A 16,438-nucleotide genomic window follows, 5' to 3' on the forward strand; every position below is an offset into this window, starting at 1 on the left:
ATGCCGGCCTGCTACTTTTGCGCATTGCCTCCGGTTTCGGGCGCTTGCAACGCGCCCCCGCTGCCTGTTTCGTACCTTAGCCCTACCAAAACCCACCCAAACCGCCCTTCGATATGCAAGCTCCCGTAGCGCCTTATAAACCTAAAAACCACGTCCGCATTGTAACGGCCGCCGCGCTGTTCGATGGGCACGATGCCGCCATCAATATTATGCGCCGCATCATTCAGAGCAGCGGCGCCGAGGTTATTCACCTGGGCCACAACCGCTCGGTGCAGGAAATCGTGGATTGCGCCATTCAGGAGGATGCCCAGGCCATTGCCATTACCTCCTACCAGGGCGGCCACAACGAGTACTTCAAGTACATGCACGATTTGCTGAAGGAGCGTGGCGCGGGCCACATCAAGCTCTTTGGCGGCGGCGGCGGCGTGATTCTGCCCTCCGAAATCGAGGACCTGATGAGCCACGGCGTCACCCGCATCTACTCGCCCGACGATGGCCGCGCCATGGGCCTGCAGGGCATGATTAACGACCTGCTCGAACAGGCCGACTTCCCGACCGGCCAGAACCTGAACGGCGAGGCCGACCACCTCAAAGACAAGAACGCCCGCGACATTGGCCGCCTGATTTCGGCCGCCGAAAACTTTCCGGAGGAGTTCTTAGCAGTCAGCAAAAAGCTGAACGCTGGCAGCGCTTCTGCTACCGATAAGGACGGCAAGCTGGCAACGCCAATCCTCGGTATCACCGGCACGGGCGGCGCAGGCAAGTCGAGCCTCGTGGATGAGTTGGTACGACGCTTTCTGATGGACTTCCCCGAGAAGACCATTGCCATTATTTCCGTCGACCCCAGCAAGCGCAAAACCGGCGGGGCGCTGCTCGGCGACCGGATCCGGATGAATGCCATTAACTCGCCCCGGGTATACATGCGCAGTTTGGCCACGCGCCAGAGCAACCTGGCCCTGAGCAAGTACGTGCAGGACGCCGTAGACGTGGTGCGGGCCGCCGACTTCGACCTGATTATCCTCGAAACGTCCGGCATCGGCCAGTCCGACACCGAAATCATCGAGCACTCCGACGCCAGCCTCTACGTGATGACGCCCGAGTACGGCGCGGCCACCCAGCTGGAGAAAATCGACATGCTCGATTTCGCCGACGTTATTGCTCTTAACAAGTTCGACAAGCGGGGCGCCCTGGATGCGTTGCGCGACGTGCGCAAGCAGTACCAGCGCAACCACGGCCTCTGGGACAAGCAGACTGATACCATGCCGGTCTTCGGCACCATCGCCTCCCAGTTCAACGACCCGGGCATGAACCGGCTGTACCGCGCCGTACTGGCCACTATAGAGGAGCGCACCGGCCACGCCTTTGCCTCGAAGCTCGAAACCTCGGTGGAGGACTCCGAGAAGATTTACATCATTCCGCCGCACCGCACGCGGTACCTTTCCGAAATAGCCGAAACCAACCGCCAGTATGACCAGTGGGTTCAAAAACAGTCTGCCACAGCGCAGCAGCTCTATGGAATCCGACAAGCCGTCGGAGCCGTTGAAAGCCTCGGCAACGACCGGCCAGCAAGCAGTGCCGGAGGAATTGGTAGCGGCGGCGGCGCAAGCCCTGCCGGAGTCGAGCCCGGAACACTCGTGGCCGGCCTGGAAAGCACCTTCGAGGAGGTCAAGCTCCGCCTGGACGGTCAGAACTGGAAGCTCCTGGAGAACTGGTCGCAAACGGTAGCCGCCTATAAGGCCCCCGAGTTCGTGTTCAAGGTGCGCGACAAGGAGCTACGCCTCCAAACGCACACCCAGAGCTTGTCGGGCACCCAGATTCCGAAGGTGAGCCTGCCGCGCTATACGGCCTGGGGCGATTTGCTCCGCTGGCAGCTGCAGGAGAACGTGCCCGGCGAGTTCCCGTACACGGCCGGCGTGTTCCCATTCAAGCGCGAGGGCGAAGACCCCACCCGCATGTTTGCCGGCGAAGGTGGCCCCGAGCGCACCAACCGCCGCTTCCACTACGTGAGCATGGGCCTGCCCGCCAAGCGCCTGAGCACGGCCTTCGACTCGGTAACGCTCTACGGCGAAGACCCGGATGTGCGGCCCGACATATACGGTAAAATCGGCAACGCCGGCGTGAGCATTGCCTGCCTCGACGATGCCAAGAAGCTCTACTCGGGCTTCAACCTGGCCAACCCGAGCACGTCGGTGTCCATGACCATCAACGGTCCCGCCGCTACGCTGGCCGCCTTCTTCATGAACGCGGCCATTGACCAGCAGTGCGAGCTCTATATTAAGGAGCACGGCCTGGAAGACGAGGTTAGCCAGAAAATCGACGAAATCTACCAGGGCTACGGCCAGCCCCGCCCCCACTACCAGGGCCCGCTGCCCGAGGGCAACGACGGCCTAGGCCTCATGCTGCTCGGCGTAACCGGCGACCAGGTGCTGCCCGCCGAGGTATATGAGTCCATCAAAACCCGCACGCTCACGCAGGTGCGCGGCACCGTGCAGGCCGATATTCTCAAGGAAGATCAGGCGCAAAACACCTGCATTTTCTCCACCGAATTCGCCCTGCGCCTGATGGGCGACGTGCAGCAGTACTTCATCGACGAGAAGGTTCGCAACTTCTACTCGGTGTCGATTTCGGGCTACCACATTGCCGAGGCCGGCGCCAACCCCATCACCCAGCTGGCCCTCACGCTGAGCAACGGCTTCACGTTTGTGGAGTACTACGTGAGCCGGGGTATGGACGTGAATGACTTCGCCCCCAACCTCTCGTTCTTCTTCTCCAACGGCATCGACCCCGAGTACGCCGTGATTGGCCGGGTGGCCCGCCGCATCTGGGCCAAGGCCATGAAGCTGAAGTACGGCGCAAACGCCCGCTCGCAGATGTTGAAGTACCACATCCAGACCAGCGGCCGGAGCCTGCACGCCCAGGAAATCGACTTCAACGACATCCGCACCACCCTGCAGGCCCTGTACGCCATCTACGACAACTGCAACAGCCTGCACACCAACGCCTACGATGAGGCCATTACCACGCCCACCGAGGAGTCGGTGCGCCGGGCCATGGCCATTCAGCTCATCATCAACCGCGAGCTGGGCCTGGCCAAGAACGAAAACCCGCTCCAGGGCTCGTTCATCATCGAGGAGCTGACCGACCTAGTGGAAGAGGCCGTGCTCACCGAGTTCGACCGCATCACGGAGCGCGGCGGCGTGCTCGGGGCCATGGAAACCATGTACCAGCGCGGCAAGATTCAGGAGGAGAGCATGCACTACGAGATGCTCAAGCACACGGGCGAGTACCCCATCATCGGCGTCAACACCTTCCTCTCGTCGAAGGGCTCGCCCACGGTGGTACCCGCCGAGGTAATCCGGGCCACCGAGGAGGAGAAGCAGTACCAGATTACGATGCTGGAGGCCCTGCAGGCCCGCAACGCCGCCGAGGCCCCCGCGCGCCTCAAGCACCTGCAGCAAGTCGCCGTGGCCAACGGCAACCTCTTCGAGGAGCTAATGGACACCGTCAAGTTCTGCTCGCTCGGCCAGATTACGAACGCCCTATTTGAGGTTGGTGGGCAGTATCGGCGGAATATGTAGATTTGTTTAATACAAGTGTATTTTTTCTTCAACAATCGGACTTATGCCATCTGCACCGTCGCTTAAATGGGCCATCATTCAAGGAAATTTTGACACCAGTAAAGAACTTGTAACATTTCATGGCAAGCCATATCCTATTAAAAATGCCAAAGGTGAAGACGAGAGAGTTGGCTTAGAGGTTGGAATAGCCATGTCTAATGCACAGTTTGCTGGTGGTGAAATCAGTGCTGACATTGAATTTAGCAAAATAGAAGATAACAACGGATGTGAAATTATATTTTATTATGACGCAGCAACTGGCGTACAATTGAATGCTGGAATTGGTGCATACGGAGCTTTTTGCATTAGGCAATGGGATGGCGAAAAATGGGTTGACCATGCTAGTGGAGGCAGTAGAGAATCTTTAAGAGCGAATCGACGATATTCAGTCAAAGTCTCTGTTAGAGGTTCTAGAGTAAGCCTTTCAGTTGATGAGGTTGAGGTTTTAGCAGTTGTACTACCCTTTTCTATTCCAAGCAGCCAAGTCGGCATATTCTGCTTAGACGATACAGATGTTAAAGTTAGAAACCTACAGGTTTCTGGCGAAAGAGGCGAAGTTTTTGTTGTAATGCAATTCACAAAAGAGTTTACTGATATTCATGAAGAAGTTATTAAAAATGTTTGCAACGAGTTTGAACTAGAGGCGAAGCTTGCAAGTGACACTTATGGTCCTGGCATGATAATATCTGATATTGTTCAATCAATAACTGATTCAGAGTTTGTAATTGCCGAAATAACACCTAATAATGCGAATGTTTATTACGAACTTGGCTATGCTCATGGCATAAACAAGCCTGTCATTCTTCTTGCCAATAGAGCAACTGTAAAGCTTCCTTTTGATGTTTCTCCTTTTCGCGTATTAATGTATGACAACAGTATTGCCGGGAGAAGGGATTTTGAAGAAGGTCTGCGAAAGCATATAAGCTCTGTTCTTGACAAGGATTTAATTAACAAGAGCCGACGTAGTAGAAATTAAATTATCAAACTATCAACAACTTCTAAGCACGACACCCTCGCCCCTACAATTTGGGACGAGGGTGTCGTGCTTAGAAGTAAAAGATATTGGCACTATTCTGCAGCGCGAACTCAATGTACTACACTTATAATTGGCGCACCTGTTTCCGCTGCTACTCCCCAGCCCGCCGCGGCCGTTACGCGCCGCTTCGGGTGGGGCCGGGGGCGCACGGCGGGGCTTCGCGCAATTGATTACGGGAACGTTAGAGTTGGTAGAGCAATAACAAATTTGCCTACTTACTTTGAAATACAAAGTTCTTTTACATCCTTTGCAACGCAGTCGATTGTTCGGCCCGCGGCAACCTTAATCCTTTACTGTCATGCCACTTACCCAACGTCTTGTTCGCCCGGCCCTGATTACCGGGGGCCTTTTGCTGATACCCTTCGTGGCCATGCGTTTCACCCAGGAAGTGCAGTGGGATTGGTCCGACTTCGCTTTTGCCGGCGTCCTGCTGTTCGGCACCGGGCTGGCCTTTGAGTTGGTAGCTGGCCGGGGCGGCACTACCGCGTACCGGCTGGGCGTGGGCATGGGCCTAGCGGCCGCGCTGCTGCTGGTGTGGGTGAACGCGGCCGTGGGCATAATCGGCAGCGAAGACAACCCGGCCAACCTGCTCTATGGCGGGGTGCTGCTGGTGGCGGTGGTGGGGGCCGCAGTGGCCCGTTTGCGGGCGCACGGCCTGGCCCGCGCGATGCTCGCCGCAGCCCTAGCCCAGTTTCTGGTGCCGTTGCTGGCCCTGCTCATCTGGCGGCCCGCGCTGGACTGGGGAACGGTGGGCGTGCTGGGGTTCAACACGATATTCGTGGGGCTGTGGCTGGGGGCGGCTCTGCTTTTCCGCCGCGCCAACACCACCGGCTCAGCGCCCGCACACCAGCTGGCCTAGTTAGCCAGTATGTTGGCGCGGGGCCGTGCAGTATCCCGCCGGCGGCCAGGCCGCAATGCTGGTCCCTGTGGCGGCTGGCCCGGCAAATGGGCTGGTTCACCGAAAGGGCTGCTTCCGCTGCTGGCAATTGGCTAGCTTTGGCACATGCGCATGGTTTTCTATAAGTCGAAGATGGGGTTGCTACTCCTGCTGCTGCTGATTGGACAGTCGGCGTGCTCCTCCCCTTCAGCCGAGGTGGCGGCGCAGGAGGTTCAGGAACCCACCGAAACCTTTACCCAGCGCCGCGTGGTAGTAGGCGCCGACTCGCTCGTTCGCGGCCGCCTGCTCGACCGCAACGATTCGGTGCTGGTGGCCACCGGCACTTTGCACCTGCTGAAACTGCCGCGCAAGGCCCCGCTTGATACCTTGGCTTTGGCCAAGCTGCTGGGCTGGGGGCCAACCACCATCAGGCAGCGCATCGCCAACGCCCTCCCCTACGATGATGCTCCGGCCGGCTACCCCGTGAACCTGCGGCTAACGGCGGCCGAAGCCGCGCGGGTGCGCAAGGCCCGCAAGGAGTGGCCCACGCTGGTGCTCAGTACCCAGGTGGGCCGGCGCTACACCGCCAACGCCGGCGCGGCCGTGCTGGGCTACCCGGCCGCCGAAGCCCAGGCGTTTTTCAGGCAAGCCCAACGCACCAAGCGCGGCCGCTTTTATAAACTGCGCAACGGCGGCGTCGAAGGGTATTACAACGGTCTGCTGATGGGGCGCGTCGGCTACCTGCACCCGCTCATCGACTCGGTGGGCAACAACCGCGGCAGCTGGGCCACCGATACCACCTTCCGCCAGGGCCAGGATCTGCACCTGACCATCGACACTAAACTACAGGCCTACGCCGAGCAGCTCATGGGTAACCGCAAGGGCTACCTCGTGGCCCTCGACCCCAAAACCGGCGAAATCCTGGCCTACGTGTCGGGCCCGGTGTACGACCCGGCCACGCTCACGGCCCCCGACCAGGCCAAGGTGCGCTCGGAGATGCTCTACGACGAGAACCGGCCCCTGCTCAACCGGCCCGCCATGCTGGCTAACCCGCCCGGCTCGGTGTTCAAGCTGGTGAATGCGGCCGTGGCGTTGCAGCTCGGGGCCATTACGCCCACCACCGGCTTCAAGTGCGACCAGACGCTGATTAAGTGCGTGCACAACCACCCGGTACCCAGCAGCCTCACGGTGGGCCTCAAGTACAGCTGCAACCCCTACTTCTACCAGACCATGCGCAACCTCATGCAGCGCGTGCCCGATAGCTTAGTGGCCGATACCGTGGCCGCCCGCCACGCCAACTTAGCCGAGTGGCGGCGCTACGTGCGCTCGTTCGGCCTCGATTCGGTGCTGGGCGTGGATATCCCCCGCGAGGCCTCCGGCTTCCTGCCCACCCCCGCGTACTACGACAAGGCCCGCAAAACCCGTAACTGGACCTACCGCTCCATCTACTCGCTGAGCATCGGGCAGGGCGAAATCAATATGACAGGCCTGCAAATGGCCAACATGACGGCCATTATTGCCAACCGCGGCTGGTACTACCCGCCTCACCTCGTGCGCAGTATCGGCGACGATGGGCCGCTCCCGCGCTTTACCGAAAAGCGGTATACCCTCATCGACAGCGCCAATTTCGAGGCCCTGCTGCCCGGCATGATTGGCGTAATGCAGCGCGGCGGCACGGCCGACGCCTCCAGCCTCGCCGACGTGGGCATTACGGTAGCCGGCAAAACCGGCACCGTCGAAAACGGCGGCGACGATGATGACGACCACGCCGCCTTCGTCGGCTTCGCCCCCGCCGACAACCCCAAAATAGTAGTGGCCGTGTACCTCGAAAATGCCGGCTTCGGGGCCACCGCCGCGGCTCCCTGCGCCGTGCTGGTGATGGAAAAGCACCTGCGCGGCTCCATCGCGCCTAAGCGCAAGCGCTGGGAAGCACGCGTGAAGCACCGCGCCCGCAACGGATATTAATATTTGTGGGTAGCCAGGCCGTGCAGGCGCCTATTACTGCATCTCTTCTCGTTAGGTTTTAGACAGCAAGCGGCCGTGAGCTTGGCTTCGTTGCCTTTCGGTTCACGCTACATCATACAAAAGTGCGGGAGTTGTGCGGGAGTTTTATGAGGATAGGCCGTTTGGCTTCTAATGCCCACAGCCCCCTTCTGCCGGGCAGAAGGGGGCCGAGAATAGAATTTCAGCTACTGACTGAGGCTGCTAGCCCGGCAGATTACTTACGGGGCTTGCGCACGGGCTTAGCCGGGGCCGGAGCCGGCGCGGGGGCCATGCGCCGGGTTTCCTCCTGCTGATAGAAAGCTAACTCCTGCTGGTAAGCCGAGTAGTTCCAAGCTGGGCGGACTGTGGCGGCTTTGCGGGCCGCAGCGATAATGGCCTCGTTCTGAGTGGCGGGCAGAAACGACTGGGCAGAGTCGGCCAGCAAGGCCTGGTGGGTTTGTTCGAGGGCGGCTTCGAGCGCCAGGATTTCGGAGGCGCCTTTGCCTTTTATGGTTTCGGCCGTGGTGCGCTGCCGCGAAACGGCTTGGCCCCGGTACGTGAATGGCATGATGGGGGCCGGCTGGCCTACCGTCGAGGCGGTGGAAGACGAGGTGGCCTCCGGAGCCAGGGCCGATTTCTGCTTGATTTTGGTTTTGTTATTATTGGCCCGGGCAGCTATTCGGCCCACATTGGTGGCGGTGCGGATGCCATTGAGCAGCAGGCTGGACTGGGCGTAGGACAGTTGCACGGTTGCCAGCAGTAAAATGGTAAACAAGTACTTCATATAACGGGGGTAAAACGAAAAAATGAGATGATGTAAACAAGGCGAAACTACCAAAAAGCCCGCAGCCCGCCTCAGCAATATTATCCAAGCCGCTTCTTTTTTGTCCTATTTCGTTTCGCTCCTCTCAAATGCCCCCGTAGCCACGTGCAATTACTGGCCGGTGGCGCTGGCCTGCTAAATACGAAAAGGCCCCTGTTAGCCCCCGTGGGCCAGCCTTAATAAATTTAGGCTGCTTGCATAACAATTATCCGATTACCACGTATTACCTTTGCATTCAATAAGCTGACTGCTTTTTACTTAACCATTGCCTCATGAAAAAGAGCACTGCCACCCTTTCTTCGCTGCTACTGCTGAGCGGTCTGGGCTCCCTCCGTTTTTTACAGTCGCAGGTCCGCGGCCTCAACCTGCACTTTGATCTGCGCGACGAGGAAGAAATGCACTTCTGCTAAGCGTCCGACCTCATTCTTTTTTCCTGAACCCTGCCCTTCCGGCGGGGTTCAGTGCGTTGGGGCCAGCACAAACTTTGCTTTACCATCAGGAACTTAGCGGCGGGACCGGAAAAAACAACATCTATTCGCGGCGGTTTTCGGTACTTCACGGTAGCGGCGGCCCGTGCGGGGCCCCACACTTTGTTTTTCATCAGTTGGTTTTCAACCTGACACCCGCCCAAAATAAACCGGCGGCATCGGCGTAAGAATCAGCGCAAATCAATGATTTATGAATTTAGATAGCTTGAAAGAGCAGATCAGCTACATCATCGGCCGCGACATGGCCAACAATTTCGCCCAGCAGGGCCTCGATCTTGACGTCGACATCTTTGCCCAGGCTATGAAAGAGGCCATCAGCAATGAGCCCAGCCGCCTCACGCCCGAGCAGATGCAGGACGCCATGCAGCAGCTCCAGGAGCAGCTCGGCGGCGGCCAGGACGGCGACGACGATGATGACGACAACCAAAACTCCAACGATATGAGTAACAACAAAGCTGAAGGCGACGCCTTCCTGAAAGAAAACGAGAACAAAGCCGGCGTGACAACGCTGCCCAGCGGCTTGCAGTACGAGGTCCTGACCGAAGGCTCCGGCCCAAAGCCCGGCCCTGGCTCGTCGGTGACCACCCACTACCACGGCACGCTGCTCAACGGCACCGTCTTCGACAGCTCTTACCAGCGTGGCCAGCCCGCTACGTTCGGCGTGAACCAGGTTATTGCCGGCTGGACAGAAGCCCTGCAACTGATGCCCGAAGGCTCGAAGTGGCGCCTTTACATCCCCTCCGACCTAGCCTACGGTAAGCGTGGCGCCGGCCGCGACATTGGCCCCGACACCGCCCTCATCTTCGATGTGGAGTTGTTAAAAGTGAACAAATAAGTAGGGAGCGAGTACGTAGCGCGCAGGCCATCCTGGCTGCCGCTACTTGCCCGCTTTGCTGCTCCTCATCACGCTACGCTAGTATGAAAGCCCCGCTGCCGCCTGTGCGCCTCGTTCCGCCCCAATGGATACGTACGGCCACGGCCAGCGGGGCTTTTGTTGGTCCGCCCCTGCCCGGCAATACCGGGCCGGCTAACCAAGCACCCGCAGCTGCGGAACCTGACCCGGCCCCGGAGCCCGACCCAGTACCGCTCCTTACTCCCGAGCCGTTGCCTGAGCCGTCAGCCGAGCCATTTGAAGCGGCCCCAGAGCCTGAACTCCGGCTGCTACCACCTCCGCCCCCCGAGCACTTTGCCACTGAGCGTAGCGAGGATGGCCGGGTAGCACTGACCAACGAGGGGCTGGAAGTAAACGGGGAGCAATTTGGCTGGCGCGAGCTGGAAGGCGTGGATGTGCAGGCGGTACGCTGGCTGCTGGGTGTATTGCTGGGCGCGTTTACCATCTGCGTGTTCCTGCTGGGTTACTTGCAATTCTGGCTGCGCAGTGTGCCGGCAGCCCTTGGCCTGGGCCTGGGCATTGCCCTGCTGGCCTGGGGACTGCGCGGTACCAACCGCTGGCGGCTGCACCGGCCGGGCCGCGAAACCCGCCACTTTGCTTTTTCCGGTGCCGCCCGCAGCTGGCAGCAGCTCGCCCGGGAGGCCAACCGCCGCTTGCGCCAGCGCCACCACGAAGCCGCCGCCACTGCGGCCTACTGGCTTCAACAAGCCGAACTGGCCAATTATATCCCGTCGGCTCCCAGCCCACGACCCTCTATTACCGATCAGCCGCCGGGCTAATCCTTAAAGGCACTACTGCTCCTTGGCAGCCCTTTTCGCGGTTGCAAATCGGGGCGGGCGTTAAAGTTAAATTCCGGCCCTACCTTCGGCGCCGTTTGTCGAATCCTCCCCTCCTTTTTCCTGGTTTTCCTCATGGATGCTAAACATCAGCATTCGGCCGTCTCGACGGCTGGGTTACTCATTGCCCTGGGTATTATTTACGGCGACATTGGTACCTCGCCCCTCTACGTGATGAAGGCCATTGTGCCAGGCCAGATTGACCCGCTGCTGGTGTACGGCGGCATCAGTTGCGTTTTCTGGACCCTCACGCTCCAGACCACCATCAAGTACGTCATGCTTACGCTCAATGCCGACAACAACGGCGAAGGCGGTATTTTCTCGCTCTATGCGTTGGTGCGGCGGCGCGGGGCCTGGCTGTCGGCCGTGGCCATTATCGGGGGCTCGGCGTTGCTGGCCGATGGCGTGATTACGCCCCCCATTTCGGTTTCGTCGGCCATTGAAGGTCTGGAAGCGGTGTACCCCAACATCCCGACGGTACCCATCGTGATTGGCATTATCGCGGGCCTTTTCCTGCTCCAAAGCTTCGGCACCCAGATCGTGGGCAAGGCCTTCGGGCCGATTATGCTCATCTGGTTTTCGATGCTGGCGGCGCTGGGCGTGGGCGGAATGCTGGCCCACCCCGAAATCCTTACCGCCCTCAACCCCTATTACGCCTACAACCTGCTGGTGAACTACCCGGGGGGCTTCTGGCTGCTGGGGGCGGTGTTTCTGTGCACCACCGGGGCCGAGGCCCTGTACTCCGACCTGGGCCACTGCGGCAAGGGCAATATCCGCATCAGCTGGGTATTTGTTAAGTCCTGCCTCGTGCTCAACTACATGGGCCAGGGCGGCTGGCTGCTGGCCCACCAGGGCGAGCAGCTCAACGGCCGCAACCCGTTCTATGAGCTCATGCCGGCCTGGTTCCTGCTCATTGGCATCGGCATTGCCACCGTAGCGGCCATTATAGCCTCCCAGGCCCTAATAACGGGCTCGTTCACGCTGGTTGCCGAGGCCATTCGCCTCAACATGTGGCCCAAAGTAAAGCTCAACTACCCCACCGACGTGAAGGGCCAGCTCTTTGTGCCCAGCATGAACCGGCTGCTGCTGCTGGGCTGCATTGGCGTGGTGCTCTATTTCCAGCGCTCCGAAAACATGGAAGCCGCCTACGGCCTAGCCATTACGCTCACGATGCTCATGACCACTGTGCTGCTGACTATGTGGCTGCGCCTGAAACGAGTGCCGCTGGTGGCCATTGTGTTGTTTGCGTTGCTATATGGGGCCATTGAAGGCGCCTTCCTGATTGCCAACCTGATTAAATTCCCGCACGGCGGCTGGGTTTCGCTGCTGATTGGGGCCATCCTGGTGGGCGTGATGTACGTGTGGCTACGGGCCTTCTACATCAAGCGCCGCCTCACCGAGTTCGTCAAGATTGCCCCTTACATCGAAACGCTCAAAGAGCTCAGCGACGACGAATCGGTTTCGAAGTACGCCACCCATTTGGTGTTCATGACCTCGGCCGAGCGGCAGTCCGAAATCGAGTCGAAAATCATCTATTCGATTTTTCAGAAGCGCCCCAAGCGGGCCGATATCTATTGGTTCGTGCACGTCGATACCACCGACGAGCCCTACACGATGGAGTACAAAGTAACCGAGCTGGCCCCAGGCGACGTATTCCGCATCACGTTCCGGCTGGGCTTTCGGGTCGAGCAAAAAATCAACCTCTACTTCCGCAAGGTGATTGAGGAGCTGGTGCGCAACAAGGAAGTCGACATCACTTCCCGCTACGAGTCGCTCAGCAAGCAGCACGTAACAGGCGACTTCCGGTTCGTGGTGCTGGAGAAGTTTCTGTCGGTAGAAAACGATTTTCCGCTCGTCGAGAAGCTGGTCATGCAGGCCTACTTCTACATCAAGCAGTTCATCGCCTCCGAAGATAAATACTTCGGCCTCGATACCAGCTCGGTAAAGGTGGAGAAAGTACCTCTCGTGATTTCGCCAGTCCGCGAAGTGGCGCTGGAACGGATCGGCTGAACAACTCTAACACCCTCCGCCAGCTTAACCAGCTCGCATCGACCTATGCAACAACAACGCCCCCGCCGGAATCCGGCGGGGGCGTTGTTGTTGCATAGGGCAACAGTTCGCTTGCTGAGTGGCTGGTCGAGCGGCAGCCTGCCTCTCAACTGCCACAACTTGCTGCGCTACTTACGCACCGGCAGCCACTTAGCCAATACGGTCTGCTGGGCGGCAGTAGGGTTGTCCTGGTGCTCGATGCGGTAGCGGCTGGTGGTGCTGGCCAGCAGTGGGAAGCTCACTTCGCGCACCAGTCCCTCGCGGGTAACCAGCAGCTTCACCGTCGAGCCCACGGCGCGGCCGGCAAGCAGCTTGTTGAGGTCGTCGGTGACGCGGGCGCCATCGAGGCTCAGGATTTCGTCGCCTACGTTGAGGCCACCTTGCCAGGCGCTACCATCGCGTACCACACCCGCTACCGTCTGGCGGCCGTTGGCGGCGCTGATGCGGGCGCCCAGGTCGATTTCGGTGGCTGGGGTGGGCACTACGCTCAGGTGCAGGCCAGCGTAGTTCAGGGCCTGCTCGTAGGGCAGCATTTCGGTGCCGTACACGTAGCGTCGGAAGAAGTCGTCGAAGCGGCGGCCGGCCACTTTAGCCACGGCCTGCTGATATTCCTCATCGGTGAAACCCCGGCCCAGCTTCTTGTAGTATTGGTCGTAGAGGTACTGCATCACGTCGTCGAGGCGCTTCTGGCCCTTGGTTTCATTGATGATCATCAGGTCGAGCACGGCCCCGATAACCTCGCCCTTGTCGTAGTAGCTGATGGCGGTGTTGCCCGAATTTTCGTTGGGGCGATACTGCTTGATCCAGGCATCGAAGCTGGCGTCGGCGGCCGACTGCACCTTGTTGCCGGGCGTGTTCTCGACCCGGTTGATGCCGTTGCTCAAGTCGGCCAGGTAGCCATCGGGGGTCAGGAAACCGGCCCGCTGCATAATCAGGTTCGAGAAGTACTCGGTACCGCCTTCACTTACCCACAACATGTGGGTGTAGTTTTCCTTGTCGTAGTCGAATGGCCCCAGCGCCACCGGCCGGATGCGCTTCACGTTCCAGAGGTGGAAATACTCGTGCGCCACCAGCCCCAGGAAGCCCTTCCAGCCGGCTTCCGTCGAATAGGCGTTGCGCGACACCGATAACGTAGTGGAGAACAAGTGCTCCAGCCCCCCGGTACCCCGGTCGATGTTGTGGATGATGAACAGGTAGCGGTCCAGCGGGTTGCGGTCGACTACCTTATGGGCTTCCTCGCACACGCGCTTCATGTCGCGGGTGAGGCGCTCGGTATCCACTACCGGGTCGCCGTACATGGCCACCGTGTGAGGCGTGCCGTTGGCCGTAAACGTGTAAATCTTCTGGTTACCGATTTCGATGGGCGAGTCAGCCAGCTCGTCGTAGCTGCCCGAGCGGTAGGTGTAGGTACCACCGGCGGGTTTCAGGCTGGTGCTCACCTGGCTCCATCCCTGGGCGGGTTTCACTTCCAGCTGGCTGGGCATCTGGGCATTATCGGCCGGATACATGAACACGCTGGTGCCGTTCACGTAGCCGTGCGAGGCATCCACGAAACTTGTGCGCACGCTCAGCTCGTAGGCATACACCCGATAGCTGACCGCGAAATCCTTGGCTTTAGGATGGTATACCCGCCAGGTATTCTTGTCGATTTTCTCGGTGCGCAGGGCCTGGCCGCCGGCCGTGGCGCCGAAGCCTTCCACGTTCTTGGCAAACTCGCGCACCAGGTAGGAACCGGGCGCCCAGACGGGCATCTTGACGTCGGTGTAGGCTTTATTGAAGCCATCGAGGTTCATTTCGACCTCGAAGTAGTGGGTTTGGGGGGCCGGCATAGCCAGCGTGTAGCGCAACGTGGGTGCGGCCAGGGCCGCTGGGGCCGCGTGGCCCAGCAGCACGCCCAGGGCCGCCACCGCCAGGCGGTGGGGAGTAGTCAGGAGCATTTAGCAGGAAAAAGATGAACGAACAGAAGAATCTGGCCCCAGGGGCCGGGTGGGCAAAGAACGTAGAAAACCGCGTAAGGCTGCAACTGCCCGCCCAAATTACCACCAACCAAAATCAGTAAGCAGCCTTGGCAAGGGCTGCTGCCGGAACCCGCACCATGCCCCCCCCGTTACGACACCATTACCTAGAGTTGCAGCTATGCGGTACGTTTGGTCGGTTTTTTTGCTTGTCGTAATAGTGCTTGTTGGGCGCGCCGTATGGATGCGCCTGCATCCGGCACTGTCCCTGACTACCAAAACCGCCTCTGCCCCCCCACTACCGGCCCGGTCTACTGCCTACGTTGTCCGCTCTTCGGCCGTGAGCACCGCTGCACCAATTTCCGTTGAAACGGCCCCGGCAGCGGCAGTTGCTCCCGCCGAACTTCGGCGGTTACCAGTACTCCAGCCCGTTGCCCCCGGCCCCGTCGCTAAGGCCGACAGCATTGTGGCCTTCGCCCTGCGCCAGCTTGGTACCAACTACTGCTACGCCGGCATTACGCCCGAGGGCGGCTTCGATTGTTCAGGCTTTGTGCTTTATGTGTTTGCCCGCTACGGTGTGGCTACACCTCACTCTACGGCGCTGCTCATTGATGTGGGCCGGCCCGTGGCCCGAACAGAAGCCCGCCCCGGCGATATTGTGGTGTTTACCGGCACGGCCGCAACCTCCACTACGCCCGGGCACGCGGGTATCGTTATCAGCCGGCCCGGCGAGCCCATCCGGTTCGTACATGCGTCTTCGGCCCGCCGCGAGTCAGGCGTCAAAATCAGCCAGGTAGAAGGTACCGGCTACGAGCGTCGCTTTATGCAGGTGCGCCGGATGCTGTGAATGAGTAACTGGGTAAATGCGTGAACCTACCCATTACGACTGCACACAGCGCCTTAGGTAAGTTCACGCATGTACTGCCTCAGAACAGAACCTAATTCACCGAGTCACTAACTCATCCATTCACTCTAAAAAGAGCGATGCCCGGCCGCCTATGCAGGTCCTCCTTTTCGAGGCTGCTGGGCGAACCGGGCATCTAATCCTTCAAATCTTACCAAGCGACTGAACTGGGGTACAGCTCCGACGTCTTTTGTAAGACCTTGCCAGAATGCGGGAACACGCCCTGAAGGGCTAACAGTGTTCCGCGCGAAAGCTGTTGTTAAGCGCGTCCGGCGGTGAAGCAGACTACATTCGACAGGCTTGGCAGGATTTGGTTGGGACTACTAGACATTTTGTACCTCCTTTCTTTAGATCCGACATAACCCAGGCTTCGCTGCCCAGCACCTTAGGGTGGCTTGGCTCGGGTTGTAGCACTCGCTACGAAGGGTAAAGTTAAACGCCTGGGGGATGGTTCAAAATAAAAAGAGCTTTTTCTGGTCCTCTGAACCCTTATTTATTTCATCTACTTGATCCTCAACCCCTTTTCGGGGCTACTATTTTTAGTTAGCAGAGCTCAGCGGTATTTTGGCTTCATAGTTGCAATGATCCAAGTAGGTCGTTGCTCTGATGTTACGGGGTTTTTGACCAGATTTCTTTATCTTTTCCCACGAACCAACCCATTCTTCATCACCAATCCCATGAAAAAATTCGTCATTCTCAGTATTGTTCTGCTCTTCGGCCTGATTGGGTCGGTGTCGGCCCAAAGCCTGTCGCCGCTTGGCATCTGGACCAATTCGGAGAAGAAAGCAACTTTTGAAATTTACAAGTGTGGCGACAAGCTTTGCGGCCGTATTGTATCGCTCACGATTCCGAACGATCCGAAAACTGGTCGGCCGAAAACGGATACCCAGAACCCTAACCCCAAGTTGCGCAGCCGGCCCCGCCTGGGTATGGTATTTATGCAGGGCTTCGAGTACGACGAAGACAACAAGTGGGATG

At 59.1% G+C, this 16,438-nt stretch carries 12 protein-coding genes; 10 read left to right on the forward strand and 2 right to left on the reverse strand.

All coding sequences use genetic code 11. The annotated features are described in order from the left end of the window. Positions 1–113 precede the first annotated feature (113 nt). The 4 genes from CDA63_RS11140 to CDA63_RS11150 all read left to right on the forward strand — a co-directional run bounded on the left by CDA63_RS11140 (position 114) and on the right by CDA63_RS11150 (position 7,495). Positions 114–3,578, forward strand: coding sequence for a methylmalonyl-CoA mutase family protein (locus tag CDA63_RS11140; protein WP_088464530.1), 3,465 nt, complete (start codon positions 114–116; stop codon positions 3,576–3,578). A gap of 43 nt (positions 3,579–3,621) precedes the next feature. Beyond that, entirely contained in the window at positions 3,622–4,593 is a 972-nt protein-coding gene (locus CDA63_RS20445; protein ID WP_126546824.1) for a TIR domain-containing protein, read from the forward strand. A gap of 358 nt (positions 4,594–4,951) precedes the next feature. Next, complete coding sequence (locus CDA63_RS11145; protein WP_199797522.1) at positions 4,952–5,512, forward strand: hypothetical protein; 561 nt, start codon at positions 4,952–4,954, stop codon at positions 5,510–5,512. Between the two features lie 144 nt (positions 5,513–5,656). After that, entirely contained in the window at positions 5,657–7,495 is a 1,839-nt protein-coding gene (locus CDA63_RS11150) for a peptidoglycan D,D-transpeptidase FtsI family protein (RefSeq protein ID WP_088464531.1), read from the forward strand. 253 nt (positions 7,496–7,748) lie between these two features. Here the strand turns inward: CDA63_RS11150 and CDA63_RS11155 are convergent, their stop codons facing one another. After that, the gene (locus CDA63_RS11155; RefSeq protein ID WP_088464532.1) at positions 7,749–8,297 is read right to left on the reverse strand and encodes a hypothetical protein; all 549 of its coding nucleotides are present in this window, start codon (positions 8,295–8,297) and stop codon (positions 7,749–7,751) included. 311 nt (positions 8,298–8,608) lie between these two features. Here CDA63_RS11155 and CDA63_RS20860 point away from each other — a divergent pair, with 311 nt between their 5' ends. From CDA63_RS20860 to CDA63_RS11175, 4 genes are all read left to right on the forward strand, one after another. Next, positions 8,609–8,746 (forward strand): hypothetical protein, encoded by a 138-nt coding sequence (locus tag CDA63_RS20860; protein WP_165768269.1) that lies wholly within the window; start codon positions 8,609–8,611, stop codon positions 8,744–8,746. A 268-nt stretch (positions 8,747–9,014) separates the two neighbouring features. Beyond that, positions 9,015–9,659, forward strand: a complete 645-nt coding sequence (locus CDA63_RS11160) for an FKBP-type peptidyl-prolyl cis-trans isomerase (protein WP_088464533.1) — start codon at positions 9,015–9,017, stop codon at positions 9,657–9,659. Positions 9,660–9,742: 83 nt separating this feature from the next. Further along, positions 9,743–10,495 (forward strand): hypothetical protein, encoded by a 753-nt coding sequence (locus CDA63_RS20865; protein WP_165768270.1) that lies wholly within the window; start codon positions 9,743–9,745, stop codon positions 10,493–10,495. A 132-nt stretch (positions 10,496–10,627) separates the two neighbouring features. Then, positions 10,628–12,562 carry a KUP/HAK/KT family potassium transporter gene (locus tag CDA63_RS11175; RefSeq protein ID WP_088464536.1) on the forward strand — a complete coding sequence of 645 codons (1,935 nt, stop codon included), beginning with the start codon at positions 10,628–10,630 and terminating at the stop codon, positions 12,560–12,562. 167 nt (positions 12,563–12,729) lie between these two features. Here CDA63_RS11175 and CDA63_RS11180 read toward each other — a convergent pair whose 3' ends face one another. Further along, positions 12,730–14,538 carry a M61 family metallopeptidase gene (locus CDA63_RS11180; protein ID WP_088464537.1) on the reverse strand — a complete coding sequence of 603 codons (1,809 nt, stop codon included), beginning with the start codon at positions 14,536–14,538 and terminating at the stop codon, positions 12,730–12,732. Positions 14,539–14,896: 358 nt separating this feature from the next. On the opposite strand from CDA63_RS11180, the gene CDA63_RS11185 reads away from it, so the two are divergent. Together CDA63_RS11185 and CDA63_RS11190 are read left to right on the forward strand one after the other, a co-directional pair. Then, positions 14,897–15,403 (forward strand): C40 family peptidase, encoded by a 507-nt coding sequence (locus CDA63_RS11185; RefSeq protein ID WP_165768271.1) that lies wholly within the window; start codon positions 14,897–14,899, stop codon positions 15,401–15,403. A gap of 734 nt (positions 15,404–16,137) precedes the next feature. Continuing rightward, on the forward strand, positions 16,138–16,438 hold a 301-nt coding region (locus tag CDA63_RS11190), incomplete at its 3' end, for a DUF2147 domain-containing protein (RefSeq protein ID WP_088464539.1).

This window comes from Hymenobacter amundsenii (genome assembly GCF_002204745.1).
Taxonomy (GTDB): Bacteria; Bacteroidota; Bacteroidia; order Cytophagales; family Hymenobacteraceae; genus Hymenobacter; species Hymenobacter amundsenii.

Coding starts and splice junctions, on each gene's coding strand:
- CDA63_RS11145 (WP_199797522.1), top strand. CDS start 4,952: ATGCCACTTACCCAACGTCTTGTTCGCCCGGCCCTGATTACCGGGGGC.
- CDA63_RS11160 (WP_088464533.1), top strand. CDS start 9,015: ATGAATTTAGATAGCTTGAAAGAGCAGATCAGCTACATCATCGGCCGC.
- CDA63_RS20445 (WP_126546824.1), top strand. CDS start 3,622: ATGCCATCTGCACCGTCGCTTAAATGGGCCATCATTCAAGGAAATTTT.
- CDA63_RS11150 (WP_088464531.1), top strand. CDS start 5,657: ATGCGCATGGTTTTCTATAAGTCGAAGATGGGGTTGCTACTCCTGCTG.
- CDA63_RS11180 (WP_088464537.1), bottom strand. CDS start 14,538: ATGCTCCTGACTACTCCCCACCGCCTGGCGGTGGCGGCCCTGGGCGTG.
- CDA63_RS11155 (WP_088464532.1), bottom strand. CDS start 8,297: ATGAAGTACTTGTTTACCATTTTACTGCTGGCAACCGTGCAACTGTCC.
- CDA63_RS11175 (WP_088464536.1), top strand. CDS start 10,628: ATGGATGCTAAACATCAGCATTCGGCCGTCTCGACGGCTGGGTTACTC.
- CDA63_RS20860 (WP_165768269.1), top strand. CDS start 8,609: ATGAAAAAGAGCACTGCCACCCTTTCTTCGCTGCTACTGCTGAGCGGT.
- CDA63_RS20865 (WP_165768270.1), top strand. CDS start 9,743: ATGAAAGCCCCGCTGCCGCCTGTGCGCCTCGTTCCGCCCCAATGGATA.
- CDA63_RS11140 (WP_088464530.1), top strand. CDS start 114: ATGCAAGCTCCCGTAGCGCCTTATAAACCTAAAAACCACGTCCGCATT.